The 16,970-nt window shown below is 72.9% G+C and carries 18 protein-coding genes; 3 read left to right on the top strand and 15 right to left on the bottom strand.

Annotated features, from left to right (window positions below; all coding sequences use genetic code 11):
- Positions 1-53 precede the first annotated feature (53 nt).
- The 6 genes from yajC to pdxT form a co-directional block, all read right to left on the bottom strand.
- Positions 54-443 (bottom strand): preprotein translocase subunit YajC, encoded by a 390-nt coding sequence (gene yajC / locus C1729_RS03090; protein WP_102508557.1) that lies wholly within the window; start codon positions 441-443, stop codon positions 54-56.
- Positions 444-542: 99 nt separating this feature from the next.
- Positions 543-1,553: a Holliday junction branch migration DNA helicase RuvB gene (ruvB, locus tag C1729_RS03085; protein ID WP_102508556.1), complete on the bottom strand. Its 1,011-nt coding sequence runs from the start codon at positions 1,551-1,553 to the stop codon at positions 543-545.
- Positions 1,546-2,169: a Holliday junction branch migration protein RuvA gene (ruvA, locus tag C1729_RS03080; RefSeq protein WP_102508554.1), complete on the bottom strand. Its 624-nt coding sequence runs from the start codon at positions 2,167-2,169 to the stop codon at positions 1,546-1,548. The genes ruvB and ruvA overlap by 8 nt, the downstream gene beginning before the upstream one ends.
- Before the next feature lie 81 nt (positions 2,170-2,250).
- Positions 2,251-2,820 (bottom strand): crossover junction endodeoxyribonuclease RuvC, encoded by a 570-nt coding sequence (ruvC, locus tag C1729_RS03075; protein ID WP_102508552.1) that lies wholly within the window; start codon positions 2,818-2,820, stop codon positions 2,251-2,253.
- Positions 2,821-2,896: 76 nt separating this feature from the next.
- Positions 2,897-3,652: a YebC/PmpR family DNA-binding transcriptional regulator gene (locus C1729_RS03070; RefSeq protein WP_102508551.1), complete on the bottom strand. Its 756-nt coding sequence runs from the start codon at positions 3,650-3,652 to the stop codon at positions 2,897-2,899.
- Positions 3,653-3,655: 3 nt separating this feature from the next.
- Entirely contained in the window at positions 3,656-4,258 is a 603-nt protein-coding gene (gene pdxT / locus C1729_RS03065; protein ID WP_102508549.1) for a pyridoxal 5'-phosphate synthase glutaminase subunit PdxT, read from the bottom strand.
- A gap of 96 nt (positions 4,259-4,354) precedes the next feature.
- Here pdxT and C1729_RS03060 point away from each other — a divergent pair, with 96 nt between their 5' ends.
- On the top strand, positions 4,355-5,203 hold the full coding sequence (locus tag C1729_RS03060; protein WP_129590654.1) for a hypothetical protein: 849 nt from the start codon (positions 4,355-4,357) through the stop codon (positions 5,201-5,203).
- A gap of 120 nt (positions 5,204-5,323) precedes the next feature.
- Here C1729_RS03060 and C1729_RS03055 read toward each other — a convergent pair whose 3' ends face one another.
- From C1729_RS03055 to hrpB, 9 genes are all read right to left on the bottom strand, one after another.
- The gene (locus tag C1729_RS03055; RefSeq protein WP_242493692.1) at positions 5,324-5,992 is read right to left on the bottom strand and encodes an NUDIX hydrolase; all 669 of its coding nucleotides are present in this window, start codon (positions 5,990-5,992) and stop codon (positions 5,324-5,326) included.
- A gap of 1 nt (position 5,993) precedes the next feature.
- The gene (pdxS, locus tag C1729_RS03050) at positions 5,994-6,899 is read right to left on the bottom strand and encodes a pyridoxal 5'-phosphate synthase lyase subunit PdxS (protein ID WP_207204556.1); all 906 of its coding nucleotides are present in this window, start codon (positions 6,897-6,899) and stop codon (positions 5,994-5,996) included.
- A gap of 63 nt (positions 6,900-6,962) precedes the next feature.
- Positions 6,963-7,637: a hypothetical protein gene (locus C1729_RS03045; protein WP_102508546.1), complete on the bottom strand. Its 675-nt coding sequence runs from the start codon at positions 7,635-7,637 to the stop codon at positions 6,963-6,965.
- Positions 7,634-8,848: a glycosyltransferase family 4 protein gene (locus C1729_RS03040; protein ID WP_102508544.1), complete on the bottom strand. Its 1,215-nt coding sequence runs from the start codon at positions 8,846-8,848 to the stop codon at positions 7,634-7,636. Before C1729_RS03040 ends, C1729_RS03045 begins: the two co-directional genes overlap by 4 nt.
- Positions 8,845-9,828, bottom strand: a complete 984-nt coding sequence (locus C1729_RS03035; RefSeq protein ID WP_340637931.1) for a phosphatidylinositol mannoside acyltransferase — start codon at positions 9,826-9,828, stop codon at positions 8,845-8,847. Before C1729_RS03035 ends, C1729_RS03040 begins: the two co-directional genes overlap by 4 nt.
- Before the next feature lie 2 nt (positions 9,829-9,830).
- Entirely contained in the window at positions 9,831-10,463 is a 633-nt protein-coding gene (pgsA, locus tag C1729_RS03030; RefSeq protein ID WP_102508540.1) for a phosphatidylinositol phosphate synthase, read from the bottom strand.
- Between the two features lie 97 nt (positions 10,464-10,560).
- A complete protein-coding gene (locus C1729_RS03025) occupies positions 10,561-11,136 on the bottom strand; it encodes an HIT family protein (RefSeq protein ID WP_102508539.1) in 576 nt (191 codons plus the stop codon).
- A gap of 2 nt (positions 11,137-11,138) precedes the next feature.
- The gene (gene thrS / locus C1729_RS03020; protein WP_102508537.1) at positions 11,139-13,142 is read right to left on the bottom strand and encodes a threonine--tRNA ligase; all 2,004 of its coding nucleotides are present in this window, start codon (positions 13,140-13,142) and stop codon (positions 11,139-11,141) included.
- An 87-nt stretch (positions 13,143-13,229) separates the two neighbouring features.
- Positions 13,230-15,743, bottom strand: a complete 2,514-nt coding sequence (gene hrpB / locus C1729_RS03015; protein WP_102508535.1) for an ATP-dependent helicase HrpB — start codon at positions 15,741-15,743, stop codon at positions 13,230-13,232.
- Between the two features lie 60 nt (positions 15,744-15,803).
- Between hrpB and C1729_RS03010 the strand changes: the two genes are divergently transcribed.
- Positions 15,804-16,553, top strand: coding sequence for an alpha/beta fold hydrolase (locus C1729_RS03010; RefSeq protein ID WP_102508534.1), 750 nt, complete (start codon positions 15,804-15,806; stop codon positions 16,551-16,553).
- 59 nt (positions 16,554-16,612) lie between these two features.
- A complete protein-coding gene (locus C1729_RS14715; RefSeq protein ID WP_207204637.1) occupies positions 16,613-16,936 on the top strand; it encodes a 2-dehydropantoate 2-reductase N-terminal domain-containing protein in 324 nt (107 codons plus the stop codon).
- Positions 16,937-16,970: the final 34 nt, after the last annotated feature.

Here is a 16,970-nt window from a genome sequence, read left to right as displayed (position 1 = left end):
AGGAGGCCTGGTCCGGTTCAGTCGACGTGCGCTGTGAGCGTCGCGCGCCGAGCCTAGTCGTTCGTCGGCCGCTGGTCCTGCGGCGTCTCGGGCGTGTCCGTCCCGTCCTCCTCGAGCACGTCGATCCCGTCGTCCTCGACGACCGGCTCGACGACCTTGGCGATCGCCTGCCGGATCCACGTCGACCGGCCGCCGTCGTCCGCGACGAGCGTGATGCGGTCACCCTCGACCGCGACGATCGTCCCGAAGAAGCCCGAGCCGGTCATGACCTCCGTGCCCACCTCGAGGCTGTCACGGAACGCCGAGGCCTCTCGCTGCTGCTTGCGCGCACGGCGCGAGCCGAAGAACATCATGAGCACGAGCGCGCCGAGGACGACGTAGAGGAAGATGCCGCTGCTACCGCCGGTGCCGGTCGCAGCTGCGAGGTTCGTGACGTCGGTCATGACGAGGATGCTCCTTCGAGGGTGGACTTCGCCTGCCGCAGTCTAGCGGCGGTTCCGGAGGTCCAACGCCCGCCGTGCGCGGGAGGTTCCCGGACGACGTCAGGTGGGCGGGGTGAGCCCGAGGTGCGCCCATGCCGCAGGGGTCGCGACCCGACCGCGCGGCGTGCGCCCCATGAGCCCCTCGCGCACGAGGAACGGCTCCGCGACGGTCTCGACCGTCTCGGGCTCCTCCCCGACCGCGACGGCGAGCGTCGAGAGCCCGACGGGTCCCCCACCGAACCGGGTGCACAGCGCCGCGAGCACCGCACGGTCGAGCCGGTCGAGACCGAGCACGTCGACCTCGTAGACCTCGAGCGCAGCCCGCGCCGCCCGCAGGTCGAGCCGCCCGTCGCCGCGCACCTGCGCCCAGTCGCGGACGCGCCGCAGCAGCCGGTTCGCGATGCGAGGCGTGCCGCGAGAACGGCCGGCGATCTCCGCAGCCGCGTCGGCCTCGAGCACCGTGCCGAGCAGACCCGCGCTCCTCAGCAGCACCTGCTCGAGCTCGGACGCGTCGTAGAAGTCGAGGTGGCCCGTGAAGCCGAAGCGGTCGCGGAGAGGCGCCGGGAGCAGCCCGGCGCGCGTCGTCGCTCCCACGGCGACGAAGGGCGGCAGGGCGAGCGGGATCGCGCTCGCGCCCGGTCCCTTCCCGACGACGACGTCGACCCGGAAGTCCTCCATCGCCATGTAGAGGAGCTCCTCGGCGGGCCGGGCGAGCCGGTGGATCTCGTCGATGAAGAGCACCTCGCCCTCCTCGAGCGAGGACAGCACGGCCGCAAGATCACCCGCGTGCGTGATCGCGGGACCCGAGGTCACGCGCAGGGACGTGCCGAGCTCAGCCGCAATGATCATCGCAAGCGTTGTCTTGCCGAGCCCGGGCGGGCCCGAGAGCAGCACGTGATCGGGGCTCCCGCCCCGGCCGAGCGCCGCGTGCAGGACGAGCGAGAGCTGGTCGCGCACCGTCGACTGCCCGACGAACTCGTCGAGCCTGCGAGGGCGCAGCGCCGCCTCGGCAGCGCGCTCGACGTCGTCGGCACCCCCGTCGAGAAGGCGGTCCGCGGCGGGCTCAGCCACGACGCCCGCCGAGCATCCGCAGCGCGGCGCGTAGGACGTCAGGCACGTCGCCCTCGGCAAGCGGCTCGTCCGCCGCGACACCGCGAGCAGCGAGCACGTCGCCCACCGCGTCCTCCGCGGTACGAGCCGTCCACCCGAGGCCCTCGAGCGCCTCGACGACCTTCGATCGGTGGTCGACCGGCGCGACCGCGGCCTCAACCGACGCGCTGCCCTGCACCGGGCCGAGCCGGTCGGCGAGCTCGAGCACGAGTCGCTGGGCACCCTTGCGACCGATGCCCGGAACCTTCATGAGCGTCGTGAGGTTGCCCTCGGCGACAGCCCCGCGCAGCGCGTCGGGCGAGAGCACCGCGAGCATCGCAAGCGCCGTCCGCGGGCCGATGCCCGAGACGGTCTGCACGGTCTCGAACGTCTCGCGCTCGTCGACGTCGGCGAAGCCGAAGAGCGTGAGCGAGTCCTCACGCACGATAAGCGTCGTGTGGAGCCGCGCGTGCTCCCCCACCCGCAGCAGCGCGAGCGTCGACGGCGCAGCGAGGACCGCAAGGCCTACTCCCCCCGTCTCGACGACGGCGCGGTCGATCCCGACCGCGAGCACCTCACCACGCACCGAGGCGATCACGACGCTCCCTCCGTGCCGCCACGGCGCACGGCCGCAGCGACTTCAAACACCTGTACGAACACCGGACCACCGTAGCAAGAGCTACCGACCTCCCCCGCCGCGGCGCGCCGCGTCCTCGGCCGCCGCCCACGCCCGCTGTGCCGGGGTGAGCTCGTGACGATCGCCGCCCTGCAGCGCCCCCGCAGGCCGCCACAGATGGCAGACCGCGAGAGCGAGCGCGTCCGCCGCGTCCGCAGGCCTCGGAGCCTCGGCAAGACCGAGGATCTGAGCCACCATCCGCTGGACCTGAGCCTTGTCGGCTCGACCGTTGCCCGTCACCGCCGCCTTGACCTCCGACGGCGTGTGCATCGCAACCGGGACGCCACGACGCGCCGCGGCGACCATCGCGAGACCGGCCGCCTGCGCGGTGCCCATGACCGTCGAGACGTTGTGCTGCGCAAAGACCCGCTCGACCGCGAGGACATCGGGCACGTGTGCGTCGAGCCACCCGTCGAGCCCGTCCGCGATCGTCCGCAAGCGCAGGTCGACACTCAGCGCGGGCGACGACTCGATGACGCCGACCGCGACGAGGCGCGCCCTGCGGCCCGGCAACGAGTCGACGACGCCCACGCCGCAGCGCGTGAGCCCCGGGTCCACGCCGAGCACCCTCACGCGAACCCCTTCCTGCCCCCGTGCGGGGACGACGACGGCGCGTCGGCCAACCGGCCGACGCGCCGTCGAGCGATGGTCAGTCGTCCTCGAGCGCAGCGAGCACCTCGTCCGAGGCGTCGAAGTTCGAGTAGACGTTCTGGACGTCGTCGGAGTCCTCGAGCGCGTCGATGAGGCGCAGCACGGCCCGCGCCCGGTCAACGTCGACCTCGATCTTCATCGACGGGTGGAACACCGTGTCGGCCGAGTCGTACTCGATCCCGGCCTCCTGGAGGGCGGTGCGCACCGCGACGAGATCCGTCGCCTCGGTGAGGATCTCGAAGACCTCGCCCTCGTCGGTGACCTCCTCGGCACCTGCGTCGAGCGTCGCCTCCATGACGGCGTCCTCGTCCGTCCCCGCCTTGGGGACGACGATGACGCCCTTACGTGAGAAGAGGTACGACACCGAACCTGGGTCAGCCATCTGGCCGCCGTTGCGCGTGAACGCGATCCGAACCTCGGCCGCGGCGCGGTTCTTGTTGTCGGTGAGGCACTCGACGAGGACGGCGATGCCACCGGGCGCGTAGCCCTCGTACATGATCGTCTGGTAGTCCGCGCCGCCGGCCTCAGCACCCGAGCCGCGCTTGACCGCGCGCTCGATGTTGTCGTTCGGGACGGAGGTCTTCTTCGCCTTCTGGATCGCGTCGAAGAGCGTCGGGTTGCCCGCAGGGTCTCCGCCGCCCGTGCGGGCGGCCACCTCGATGTTCTTGATGAGCTTGGCGAAGAGCTTGCCACGCTTGGCGTCGATCGCCGCCTTCTTGTGCTTCGTGGTGGCCCACTTGGAGTGACCGGACATGCCTTACCGCTCCTTAGTAACGAGTCGGATGAACTGCGCGTGAACCCTGTCGTCACCCGTGATCTCCGGATGGAACGACGTCGCCATGAGCGGGCCCTGCGCGACTGCCACGATCCTACCGGTGGCCGGGCCCGACCCGACGGTCGCGAGGACCTCGACCCCCTCGCCGACTTCCTCGACCCACGGCGCGCGGATGAACGTCGCCGGAACCGGACCCCCCGCGACCCCTTGCACGTCGAGCGCCGTCTCGAACGAGTCGACCTGCCGCCCGAACGCGTTGCGCCGCACTGTCATGTCGATCCCACCAAGCCCGAGTTGCCCGGCCGCCCCGTCGAGGACCCTGTCCGCGAGGAGGATCATCCCCGCGCACGAGCCGTACGCCGGCATGCCCTCGCGCAGCCGCGCGAGCAACGGCTCCCGCAGGTCGAAGACGTCGAGGAGCCGTGACATCGTCGTCGACTCCCCGCCAGGGAGCACGAGACCGTCGACCCCGTCGAGCTCGCGCGCGCGGCGCACGCGCACCACGCTCGCTCCCGCGGACTCGAGGGCACGCACGTGCTCGGGGACATCACCCTGCAGCGCCAGGACGCCGATCGTCGGTCTCACGTCGCACCATACTACGGGCCCGGCGCGATATGAGGAGGGAAACCACGCCCGCCGAGCAGCACCGCACGTGAGCTACCGCCCTGCTACTTTTGCGCCATGACGACCCCCGGAAACGACCCGTTCATGACCCCACCCCCACCCGGTCAGGGATCCCCCGCCACGCCCCCGCCCTACGGCGTGCCCGACGGCCAGACGTACGGCGCCCCGACGGGCCAGCCGTACGGCACGCCCGGCGCACCCCAGTACGGCGCCCCAGCCCCGCAGCCCTACGGCACCCCCGGCGGCCCGCAGTACGGCGCACCTGCGCCCCAGCCCTACGGCGCACCCAGCTGGCAGCAGCCCGCCCCGTCGATCCGCAAGACCCGCGGCGCCAAGATTCTCACGTTCCTCGGCATCGGGCTCGGCGTCGTATCGCTCGTGCTCCTCGTCGTCGGGTTCAGCCAGATCGCCTCGGCCGTCGCGAAGGGTGCCACCGAGCTCACCGAGACGATCGTCTCGGTGCCCTCGCCCGGCACCCGCGACACCGAGCTCGCCGCGGGCTCCACCTACGAGATCTGGGCGACCCAGAGCACGACGTTCTCGCCGTCCGTCACCGACGTCACTGTCACCGACCCCACAGGCGCCGTCGTCGCCCTCAGCGGGGCGACGACCGCGCCGGACATGTCCGACCTCGGGATCGAGCTCGTCGGGCGCTTCACCACGACCGAGACCGGCACCTACACGCTCACCGTCGGCGAGGGCGCCGACGAGGTCGTGCTCACGTCAGCCGGGGCCTTCGACGACCTCGTCTCGACGCTCACGACCGGTGGCGGCATGCTCGTCGGAGGTTTCCTCCTCGGCAGCCTCGCCTTCCTCATGACCGTCGCCGGCGCCATCTGGTGGGGCGTCGCCGCCTCGAACAACCGCAAGGCCCGTGCCCTCGGAGCAGGCAGCCCCGTCGGCTGATCTCCCCTGGGAGCCTCCGCGGAGGTTTTCCCGCACCTCGTACGCCGGTGCCCGGGCGGTCCGACCGCCCGGGCACCGGCGTCTCCACGATGCGCTGCGCGTCGACGAAGCGCTGCGCGTTCACGACTCGCTGTACGCCGCGGGATCCCCGCCGTCCGTGTCGATGCCGATCTCCTCGACGACGCCGTCCCAGCCGGCGGCGAGCGCCCGGACGATCCGGGGCAGCGCCGCAGGGAACACCTCGTCCGTGCTCGCCTCGATCTCGTCGGGCGTCAGCCACCGCACCTCGTCGACGAAGCTCTCCTCGAGCTCCGTCCAGCCCTCGCTGCTGAGCGCTGGACGCTCCGCGACCCGGAGGACGAAAAATTCCTCGTGCTGCCGGCAGTGCTCGCGCGCGAAGTCGAAGATCGCCGAGCGGCGCAGGACAGGACCCTCGAGCACCGCAGGGTCGACGACCATGCCCGTCTCCTCGCGCAGTTCCCGCGCCGCAGCCTCGCGCGGCGACTCGCCCGAGTCGATCCCGCCGCCGACCGAGAACCACCAGTGACGATCCGGCTCGTCCGCGTCATGACCGCGCACGAGCAGCACCGCACCGGAATCGTCGAGCACGAGCACCCGCGACGCCGAACGCTCCCGCACGCCATCCGGCCCACGCACCCACCCCTCGTCGAGATGGAGCGGCGCGTCAGCCTCGCGGGACCCCGTTGAGGCGGGCACCGCGGGACGGACCGCGCCCGCGACCCCCGGCGCCGAGCCGGGGGTCACGGGCGCAGGACGCTGGAGGGCCACGTCACCAGCCGCGGTCCTGCAGACGGTGTGCGACGGGAACCTCGTCGACGTTGATGCCGACCATGGCCTCGCCGAGACCGCGCGAGACCTGCGCGACGACCGCAGGGTCGTCGTAGAACGTCGTCGCCTTGACGATCGCCGCCGCACGCGCGGCAGGGTCGCCCGACTTGAAGATCCCCGAGCCGACGAACACGCCCTCCGCACCGAGCTGCATCATCATCGCCGCGTCCGCCGGCGTCGCGATGCCGCCCGCAGTGAAGAGCACGACCGGGAGACGACCCGACGACGCGACCTCCTTGACGAGCTCGTACGGCGCCTGAAGCTCCTTCGCCGCGACGAAGAGCTCGTCGGGCGACATCGACGTGAGGCGTGCGATGTCACCGCGCAGCGTCCGCATGTGCGTCGTCGCGTTCGAGACATCGCCCGTGCCCGCCTCACCCTTGGACCGGATCATCGCGGCACCCTCGGTAATGCGGCGCAGCGCCTCGCCGAGGTTCGTCGCACCGCACACGAACGGCGTCGTGAACGCCCACTTGTCGATGTGGTGCGTGTAGTCGGCCGGCGTGAGGACCTCGGACTCGTCGATGTAGTCGACGCCGAGAGCCTCGAGCACCTGCGCCTCGACGAAGTGACCGATCCGGGCCTTCGCCATGACGGGGATCGAGACCGCGTCGATGATCCCCGCGATCATGTCGGGGTCGCTCATCCGGGCGACGCCGCCCTGCGCACGGATGTCGGCCGGGACGCGCTCGAGCGCCATGACCGCGACCGCGCCCGCGTCCTCGGCGATCTTCGCCTGCTCGGGCGTGACGACGTCCATGATGACGCCGCCCTTGAGCATCTCCGCCATACCGCGCTTGACGTGGGACGTCCCGACGACGGGGGCGGAGGAGTTTTCGGTGCTCACGATGTGTACCTCGTTCGAAAGTGTGGCGGCACGGGACGGGCGTCCCGCACGGACGGGCACATGTTATGCCTCTTCGGGGTCGACGTGGCTCCCCGGTCTGCCGAGTCCCACGGGCCAGGCATCGTCGAGCTCGACGGTCTGCGGCATGGCTGCGCGGCCCGCGAGGCGCGCGAGCCGCACCCAGCCCTTCGCCCGCATGCGCTGCGTCTGCGCGACCGCCTCGTTGTGGAACCGACGGGCGAGCTGGACGCGGAACCACGCGGCCGAGAGCGCCTCGAGGACGTCCGTTCCTCCCGGCGCCGAGCGCACCTGGGCGACCTCCTCAGGCGTGTCGAGAACACCACGCAGCGCGGCCGAGAGGTTCGACTCGGCATCCGTACGTTCCGTCCCGAGCCCCTCGCCGAGCGCCTCACCGATGATCCGGCCCGTCGCCACGCCCCGCACCTCGTCGGCGAGGTCGGGCACCGCGACCGCGAGCTCGTGCCCGCCCTGGCCCTCGGATCCGCCCGTCGCCACGACCGCGTCGGCCACGAGGAGCGCCGCGATCGGGTCGAGCGCACCTGACACCACGAGGTCACCCGCTGCGCTCGCGCGTCGGACGAGCTGCGCGTCGAGCGCGATGCGCGACGCGACGACCTTCCGGTGCAGCCGGTCGAGCCGCGTCGCCGCGCGCCATCCGACGACGAGCAGCACACCGAGGACCGCGACGACCGCGACGACGACCTCTGACCACGTCATGACCAGCTCCCCTCGACGTCGAGCAGCCGCCCCCGGCCGCCGTGCGCCTCGTCGACCCGCACCGTCGCGTTCGACGCCGCGAGCACCATCTCGTACACCGTGAGCACCTCGTCGGTGACGACCGACCAGTCGTACCGCCGCACGGCGTGCTCGCCGCGGGCTGCGACCGCGGCGCGCCTCTCGTCGTCGGCGAGGATCTCGAGCAGCGTCCGCGCGAGGTCGGCACTGTCGCCCGTGCGGAAGAGCACTCCCGCCTCACCCTCGTCGAGCACGCGACGGAACGCCCCGAGATCGCTCGCGACAACGCACGTCCCCGCGCTCATCGCTTCGACGAGGACGATGCCGAAGCTCTCGCCGCCGGTCTGCGGTGCGACGTAGACGTCGGCCGACGTGAGGAGCGCCGCCTTGTCGTCGTCGGAGATCCCGCCAAGGAACTCGACGTGGCGCGCAAGGTCGCCGAGTTCGGCGATCGCCGCGTCCCGCCCCGCGTCACCACGACCAGCGACGAGGAACCGTGCGCCCGGGATCCGGGTGACGACCTCACGCACCGCGCCGACGAGGACCGGCAGGCCCTTGCGCGGCTCGTCGAGGCGACCGAGGAACGCGATCGTCGGCGCCTGGGGCGTGCCCGTGAACCGGGCGTCCGGCTGCGCGACCCGGAACGGCTCGACGTAGACGCCGTTGGGGATGACCACGGCGTCGCCGCCGAGGTGGTCGATGAGCGTGCGCCGTGCGTCCTCCGAGACCGCGATGCGCGCGTCGATCTTCTCGAGCGCCGGACGCACGAGGGGCGACACCATCTGGAGCGCGCGCGACCGCACCATCGACGTGTGGAACGTCGCGACCGTCGGCCCCGTCGCGTTCCACAGGGCGAGGAGCGAGAGGCTCGGCGTCACGGGCTCGTGGAGGTGAAGGATGTCGAAGTCGCCCTGGTCGAGCCAGCGTCGCACCTTCGTCGCGACGAGCGGCCCGAACGAGAGCCGGGCGACCGACCCGTTGAAGCGGAGCGGGATCGAGCTGCCCGCGGACGTCATGTACGGCGGGATCTCCGTGTCCTCGTCCGCCGCGATGAGCACGCCGACCTCGTGACCACGCGCCATGAGCGCCTCCGCGAGGTCCCGCACGTGGAACTGGACGCCCCCGGGGACGTCGTAGGAGTAGGGGCAAACGATGCCGACGCGCAGCCGCCGCCCGTCGAGCGGGACGCTCATGACGCGCTCCCCTCGGGCTCGGGCTCCGTGCGTCGGGCCGCGCGCTCGAGCGTGCGCGCGTAACGCTCGGGGTCGAGGTCCTCGACGAAGACATGCTGAAGCATGTGCCAATCCTCCGGCTTCTCGGCGATCGCGCCCGAGAGCGCGTCGACCCAGCCCTGGGTCGCGGCGGCGGTGCGCTCCTTGCGGGGCAGCGCAGGGTCCGTCGTCACCTCGGGGTGGAACCTGATGACGAGCCCCCACGGCGAGCCTGCACGCCGCCGACGGTCTCCCGCGAGCCGCTCGTAGGAGAGGGAGATCGGGACGAGCGGCGCGCCTGTCGCGACGCTCAGCGCGGCGGGGCCTGCCGCGACGCGTGCGCGACGGCCGAACATGTCGACCTCGATGCCCGAGGCCGCAAGATCGCGGTCGGCGAGAAGCGGCACGAGTCGCGGCGGCGTCGCGCGCACAGCACGCAGCAGCGACTGGAACACTCCGTCGTCCCCAAGCGCGAGAATCTCCATGCCGAGGTCCTGCCGGAACGCGAGGAACTCCTCGAAGAGGTGCGGGGGCTCGAGCCGCTCGGCCACGGTCGTCACGGGCATGATGCGCAAGCCCGCGTACGCGCCGGCGAGGTCCCAGTTGCCGAGGTGACCGAGCGCTCCGATGACGCTGCGGCCCGCGTCGCGCGCCGCGACAACGTACTCGGCATCCACGAGCCGCACGCGTGCCTCGATCTGCTCCGGCGTCATGCCCCGAAGCGTGAAGGCCTCCGCGTAGTACCGCATGTACGAGCGCATGCCGGCGCGGGAGAGCCTGCGCAGCGCGCGGCGCGACTGGCCGGGCCGAACCCTCGCATAGTTCGCCTCGAGGCGGCGCACGCCGGCGGGCCGGACGAGCCACGCGGCATCGGCCGCCGCGGCGAACGCGCCGCGCACGAACGACCGCGGGAGTCGCGGCAGGACGTTCCACGCGATCTCGAAGAGCCGACCGGAGTCCACGCTCACTCCCCCGCGCCCGCGGGACGCACCGCGGCGATCGCCCGTGCCTGGGTGCGCACGGTCGCCATGCGCTGCACGACGGTGATCGCGGAGAGCGCCGCGAGCACCCCGAGCGTCCACACGAGCACCGCGATCGGCGCCCCGTAGCCGACGACGACGGTCGCGACGAGCGCGATCGCGAGCCGGTCGGCGCGCTCGGCGACCCCGACGGCCGCCGTCATCCCGAGCCCCTCGGCGCGGGCGCGGGCGTACGGGACGACCGCGCCGAGCGCGAGGCACGCGAGGGTAACCACGACACCGGCGTCCGAGTCCTCGCTCAGGAAGAAGAGCAACAGGCCGGCGAAGATCGCGGCGTCCGCGACGCGGTCGAGCGTCGAGTCGAGGAACGCTCCCCACGCACCCGAGCGTCCGGCGGTGCGCGCCATGATGCCGTCGAGCGCGTCCGCGAGCACGAGCGCGCCGATCGTCCATGCCCCCGCGACAAGGTGCCCGGTGGGGAACAGCCACAGCGCCGCGACGACGGTGCCGACCGTACCGCCGATCGTCACGGCGTCCGGCGTCACCCCGAGCCTCAGGAGCAGCTTGGCCACGGGCGTGAAGAGCCACGTGGACAGCGAGCGCAGGTTGTCGAGCACCGTCGTCCTTCCGTCAGCGGGCCGAGGCCCTGGATGCCGGGTGTGCCCGGCGGGCGGTCCGCGGTCGCGGACCTGCGCGCTCAGGGCGCGCCGTGGGTCAGTGGGTGGCGTCGGGCCACGCGGCCGCGAGGCGCGCTCGCGTGTCCGCGAGCAGCTCGGGCAGCGCCTTGGTGCGCCCGACGACGGGCAGGAAGTTCATGTCGCCGAGCCAGCGCGGCACGACGTGCTGGTGGAGGTGCGCCGCGATGCCCGCGCCCGCGACCTCCCCCTGGTTCATGCCGAGGTTGAAGCCCGCGGGGCCGGACACCTCGCGCAGCACCCGCATCGCGGTCTGCGTGAGCTCGGCGACCTCACGGGTCTCGGCCTCGGTGAGGTCGGTGTAGTCGGAGACGTGCCGGTACGGGCAGACGAGCAGGTGCCCACCGTTGTACGGGTAGAGGTTGAGGACGACGTACGCGACCTCGCCGCGGTGGACGACGAGCGCATCCGCGTCGCTGCGCGACGGCGCGACGCAGAACGGGCACGAGGCCTCGCCCGGGTCGGTCGGCTTGTTCTCGCCCTGGATGTAGACCATCCGGTGCGGGGTCCACAGCCTGCCAAAGCCGTCGGGCACGCCCGCGAGACCCGGGGCCCCCTCGGCCCCGGGTCCACGTGCGTCGTCCGCCGTCGTCATGCTCAGACCTGGACGCGGTCGCGGATCGCCGTGAGGATCCGCTCGACCGCGTCGGCGACAGGAATGCCGTTCTCCTGCGACCCGTCGCGGAACCGGAACGAGACCGCGCCGTTCTCGACGTCCTCGCCGCCCGCGATGAGCGTGAACGGGATCTTCTGCGTCGAGGCCGTGCGGATCTTCTTGGGGAAACGGTCCGAGGAGTCGTCGAGCTCGGCGCGCACGCCTGCAGCGCGCAGCTGCGCGACGACGTCCGCCATGTAGTCGTTGAACGGCTCCGCGACCGGGATCGCGACAACCTGGACGGGCGCGAGCCACGCCGGGAACGCCCCCGCGTAGTGCTCGAGGAGCACACCGAAGAACCGCTCGATCGAGCCGAACAGCGCCCGGTGAATCATCACGGGGCGCTGACGCGTGCCGTCGGCCGCCGTGTACTCGAGCTCGAAGCGCTCGGGCAAGTTGAAGTCGAGCTGGATCGTCGACATCTGCCACGTCCGGCCGATCGCGTCGCGCGCCTGCACCGAGATCTTCGGGCCGTAGAACGCCGCGCCGCCCGGGTCCGGGACGAGCTCGAGGCCCGACTCGGTCGCGACCTCCTCGAGCGTGCGGGTCGCCTCCTCCCACACGGCGTCGTCGCCGACGAACTTCTCAGGGTTCTTCGTCGACAGCTCGAGGTAGAAGTCGTCGAGCCCGTAGTCAGCGAGGAGGTCGAGGACGAAGCGCAGCGTCGTGGCGAGCTCGTCCTTCATCTGCTCCTTCGTGCAGTAGATGTGCGCGTCGTCCTGCGTGAGGCCGCGCACGCGCGTGAGCCCGTGGACGACGCCCGACTTCTCGTAGCGGTACACCGTCCCGAACTCGAAGAGTCGCAGGGGCAGCTCACGGTACGAGCGGCCCCGTGCGTCGAAGATGAGGTTGTGCATCGGGCAGTTCATGGGCTTGAGGTAGTAGTCCTGGCCCGGCTTCGTCACGACGCCCGCGTCGTCGACCTCCTCGTCGACGTGCATCGCGGGGAACATCCCGTCGCGGTACCAGTCGAGGTGCCCGGAGATTTCGTAGAGGTGCCCCTTAGTGATGTGGGGCGTGTTGACGAACGAGTACCCGGCCTCGATGTGGCGGCGCCGCGAGTAGTTCTCCATCTCGGTGCGGATGACGCCACCCTTGGGGTGGAACACCGGCAGGCCCGAGCCGATTGCGTCGGGGAACGAGAAGAGGTCCATCTCGGCACCGAGGCGTCGGTGGTCGCGCCGCTCGGCTTCGGCGAGGCGGTCGAGGTACGCCGTGAGCTCGTCCTTCGTCGGCCACGCCGTGCCGTAGAGACGCTGGAGCTGCGGGTTCTTCTCCGAGCCACGCCAGTAGGCCGCGGCCGAGCGCATGAGCTTGAAACCGTTGCCGATGAGCTTGGTCGACGGCAGGTGCGGGCCGCGGCACAGGTCCTGCCACGCGACGTCACCGTTGCGGCGGACGTTCTGGTAGATCGACAGGCCGCCCTCACCGACCTCGGCGGACGCGCCCTCGGCGCTGCCCGCGGTCGACTTCAAGCCGATGAGCTCGACCTTGTACGGCTCGGACGCGCACTGCGCGAGCGCCTCGGCGTCGGTCACCTCGACGCGACGGAAGGTCTGGCCCTCCTTGACGATCCGCATCATCGCCTTCTCGAGGGCCTTGAGGTCCTCGGGCGTGAACGGGGTCGCGACGTCGAAGTCGTAGTAGAAGCCGTCCGTGATGGGCGGGCCGATGCCGAGCTTCGCGTCCGGGTTGGCCTGCTGGACGGCCTGGGCCATGACGTGCGCGGCCGAGTGGCGCAGTACCGCGAGCCCGTCGGGCGAACCGATCTCGACACCCTCGACGACCGTGCCGGCCTCGAGGACCGTGTCGAGGTCCTTGAGCTCGCCGTCGACGCGGACGACGACGACGTCACGACGGTCGGCGAAGAGCTCGGTGCCCGTCGTCCCCTCCGTCACCGTGGTCTCGACGCCGTCGACGGTGAGGGTGATCCGGGGTTCTGACACAGGAGCTCCTTGCGCTCGCGGGCGGCCGTACCGGGGCCGTCCGTCGGTGGGTGGTGTGCGTGCGCGGACGTGCCGCACCCGACGATGCTACCGGCGACGCACGCCGCGCGACGCGACCGCCGTCGTCGGGTCCTCGGGCCAGTCGTGCTTGGGGTACCGGCCTCGCAGCTCGGCGCGCACCTGCGGGTAGCCCTGCACCCAGAACGACGCGAGGTCGCTCGTCACGGCCGTCGGCCGCCGCGCGGGCGAGAGCAGGTGGAGGAGCACGGGCACGCGGCCGTCGACGAGACGCGGCGTCGCACCCCAGCCGAAGACCTCCTGGACCTTCGCGGCGAGCACGGGGACGTCGCCCGCGTAGTCGACGGCCGCGGTCGTGCCCGCGGGCAACTCGAGCCGCTCGGGCACGAGCTCGTCGAGGCGCGCGGCGTCGGGCCACGGCAGGAGGCGGCGGAGCGCGGCCGTGTCGCGGCGGGCGAGGTCCGCGGGCGTGCCTAGGTCGCCGAGGTCGGGACCCAGCCAGTCGTCGAGCCGCGCGAGCAACGCTGCGCCGGAGACGTCGGGCCAGGGCGCACCGAGCGTGCGGTGGAGGAGCGCGAGGCGCGTGCGCAGGCGCGTCGCCGCGTCCGAGAGCGGCGGCAGACCGTCGCGGAGCAGGCCGTCGCGGACGGCTGTGGCGACCGTCGCGCGGTCGGGCCGTGGCAGCTTCTCCTCGACAAGCGTGATCGCCCCGAGCATCGTCCGGCGCGTCGCGGTGAGCCGACCGTCGCGATGCTCGAGCGTCGTCTCCTCCCGGAGCAGCGAGCCTGCGGCGTCGAGCGCCGCGTCCTCGTCGAGCGGCGCGGCCGAGCGCACGAGCGCATCCGAGCGGCCGGGGCCGCGGTCGGCGTCCGCGACCGCGAGCCACGCAGCACCCGCGAGCGACGAGCCTTCGGGAAGACGTGCCCCCGTGCCGCCCGCCATGAGGAACCCGCCGCCGCGAGGACGCCGCCGCGCGACCCGCTCGGGGTGCGCGAGCGCGACGACGAGGCCCGCGGCCGCGTCGTCGCCGAGCCGGTCCACCGGCTCCCGTGCGCTGCCGAGACGCTCGCCAAGACGGCGCGCCTGACGACGCCACTCCTCGCTGCCCGGCCCGCCGCGGCGCAGCCGTCGCCACGCCGCGACGAGGTCCGCGTCGGGAGCGCGCACGTCGGTGTCGAGGAGCGCGACGACCTCCGCGGCACGCTGCGGACCGACGAGCTCGGCCCCGTCGAGCAGCGCACGTGCGAGGCGAGGGTCGGTGCCGAGCGCGTCGATGCGGCGTCCGCGCGCAGTGACGCGGCCGTCGTCGTCGAGAGCTCCAAGCGCGCCGAGGGTCGCCCGGGCCGCGGCGAGCGCGGCCTCGGGCGGAGCGTCGAGCAGCGCAAGAGCGTCGGGCGCGCTCCCCCAGCACGCGGCCGCGAGCACGAAGGACGCGAGATCCGCTGTGCGGATCTCCGGCTCCGCGAACGGGCGCAGCCGCGGATGCTCGTTCTCGGCCCAGCAGCGCCACACGGTTCCGGGGCCGAGCCGACCCGCGCGGCCCGCACGCTGCTCGGCCCCCGCCCTGCTCACCGAGACCGTGACGAGGCCGGCGAGGCCCCGGACGTGGTCGACGCGGGGTTCGCGCGCGAGCCCCGCATCGACGACCGTCCGTACCCCCGGCACCGTGAGCGAGGACTCGGCGACCGCGGTCGCCACGACGATGCGGCGCCGCGGTCCCTCGCGCAGCGCGAGGTCCTGCTCGGCGCCCGGAAGCCGCCCGTGGAGCCGACGGACGTCGACCGGTCCCCCGTCAGCCGCGCGCGCACCCTCGAGGGCACGGGCGACCACGTCGACCTCTCGCGCGCCGGGCAGCATGACGAGCACGTCGCCAGGCGACCCCGCGACCGCGGTCCGCGCGGTCGCCGCGACATGGTCGAGGAAGCCGCGCGTCGGACCCCGCTCGTCGAGCCGGGCGACCCGGGCCGGCGGCGGCACCCACCGCACCTCGACTGGGAACGTCTCGGCCGAGACCTCCACGACGGGCGCGGGTGCGCCGTCGCCGAGCAGCGCCGCGACCGCGGCGGCGTCGACCGTCGCGGACATCGCGACGACGCGCAGGTCCGGCCGGAGCGTGCGCCGCACCTCGACGAGCAACGCAAGGAGGAGGTCGGCGTCGAGATGCCGCTCGTGGACCTCGTCGAGCACGACCACGTCGACACCGTCGAGCCCCGGGTCCGCCTGCAGGCGGCGCAGCACGAGCCCGGCTGTCGCGACCTCAACACGCGTACGCGCGCTGCGCCGCACGTCGCCGCGGACCGCGTGACCGACGATCCCGCCGACGTCCTCGCCGCAGAGCTGGGCGAGGCGACGGGCGGCCGCACGCGCCGCGACCCGGCGCGGCTGCGTGACGAGGACGCGCCCGGTGACGTCGGCCGCGACGGCCGGCGGCACGAGCGTTGTCTTGCCCGTCCCGGGCGGAGCCGCGACGACGAGCACCCCAGCCTCCGCGAGCCTGGTCCGCACGACGTCGAGGTGCAGCGCGACGGGAAGGTCGGGCGGCGCGGCGAGCAGGCGGGCGATCGGGTCGGTCACGAGGACCATCCTCCCCCGGGAGGCAGGTTCCCCCTCGCGTCCGCGCGCAGCAGCTCCTAGCGTTGACGCATGATCGTCATCCTCGCCCACGGGTTCTGGCTCACGGGCTCGTCCTGGGGGCCGGTGCTTACCGCGCTGCGCGCCGCCGGCCACGACGTCCACCCCGTCGAACGCCCCGACGCGACCCCCGGCACGCCCTCCGCGGACCTCACAATCGCCGACGCGGTCGCCGACGTCGTCACGGTCCTCGACGCGACGCAGGGCCCCGTCGTCCTCGTCGGCCACTCGGGCGGCGGCAACATCGTCGCCGGCGCGGCCGCCGCACGCCCCGGGCGCGTCGCACGGCTCGTCTACGTCGACACGCTCCCGCCCGCGACGGGCGCGCGCGTCAACCCTGAGCTCCCCGTCGTCGACGGCGTCGTCCCCGTGCCCGACTGGTCGTTCTTCCGGGAGGACGGCTGGGACCGCGACCTCACGGACCTCACCGACGCCGACCTCGAAGCCCTGCGCACCGGAGCACGTCGCGAACCCGTGGGGGTCGCGCACGGAGCGCTCGCGCTCCACGACGACACCGCGCGACGCGCTCTGCCGACGACGATCATCGCGTCGACGTTCACGCGCGACGAGCTCGACGGGTGGCTCGCCGACGGCCTGCCCTGGCTCGTCGAGACCGGGCTGCTCACCGACCTCGAGGTCGTCGAGCTGCCGACCGGCCACTGGCCCCAGGTCAGGCGCCCCGACGAGCTCGCGGCCCTCCTCGTGAGGGTCGTCGGCACCACGTCCGACCCGGAGGGTGGCCCGATCGAGACCCGTCCGTGACCTCATCGCGCCATGCGCCGGTGAGCGTCGGGCACAGTTGACGCCGGGGAGTCACCGACATCCGGAGGGGTGGTCACCTGCGGGTTCTCGTCGTCGGAGCCGGAGCGACCGGAGGGGTGCTGGGGGCCCGGCTCGTCCGTGCAGGGACCAACGTGACGTTCCTCGTCAGGGAGCAGCGCCGCGTGGCCGAGGCCGAGGCGGTCGTCACTGCCGCAGGGCACCCCGTGCCGCTCGCCGTGCACCACGCGACCGTCCGCGCCCTCACGGCCGAGGGGTCGGCCTTCACTCCGTCGCTCTACCGCGGCGTCGTCGCAGGTCGGGAAGGCGAGACCGAGCACGTGCTCGGAGCGTTCCAGACGCGGGCGCGCGAGCACGACGTGTGACGCTTCTCGCACGGTGCGGGACCTGTGGCCGTCA

Origin of the sequence: Sanguibacter massiliensis, from assembly GCF_900240335.1 — a bacterium.
Taxonomy (GTDB): domain Bacteria; phylum Actinomycetota; class Actinomycetes; order Actinomycetales; family Cellulomonadaceae; genus Flavimobilis; species Flavimobilis massiliensis.
This window is presented reverse-complemented; position numbering and strand designations above follow the sequence as displayed.

What these genes read in the sequence shown, in the direction of transcription:
- yajC (WP_102508557.1), bottom strand. Translation starts at nt 443, where the DNA reads ATGACCGACGTCACGAACCTCGCAGCTGCGACCGGCACCGGCGGTAGC.
- C1729_RS03070 (WP_102508551.1), bottom strand. Translation starts at nt 3,652, where the DNA reads ATGTCCGGTCACTCCAAGTGGGCCACCACGAAGCACAAGAAGGCGGCG.
- C1729_RS03060 (WP_129590654.1), top strand. Translation starts at nt 4,355, where the DNA reads ATGACGACCCCCGGAAACGACCCGTTCATGACCCCACCCCCACCCGGT.
- C1729_RS03045 (WP_102508546.1), bottom strand. Translation starts at nt 7,637, where the DNA reads ATGACGTGGTCAGAGGTCGTCGTCGCGGTCGTCGCGGTCCTCGGTGTG.
- C1729_RS03040 (WP_102508544.1), bottom strand. Translation starts at nt 8,848, where the DNA reads ATGAGCGTCCCGCTCGACGGGCGGCGGCTGCGCGTCGGCATCGTTTGC.
- C1729_RS03025 (WP_102508539.1), bottom strand. Translation starts at nt 11,136, where the DNA reads ATGACGACGGCGGACGACGCACGTGGACCCGGGGCCGAGGGGGCCCCG.
- hrpB (WP_102508535.1), bottom strand. Translation starts at nt 15,743, where the DNA reads ATGGTCCTCGTGACCGACCCGATCGCCCGCCTGCTCGCCGCGCCGCCC.
- C1729_RS03010 (WP_102508534.1), top strand. Translation starts at nt 15,804, where the DNA reads ATGATCGTCATCCTCGCCCACGGGTTCTGGCTCACGGGCTCGTCCTGG.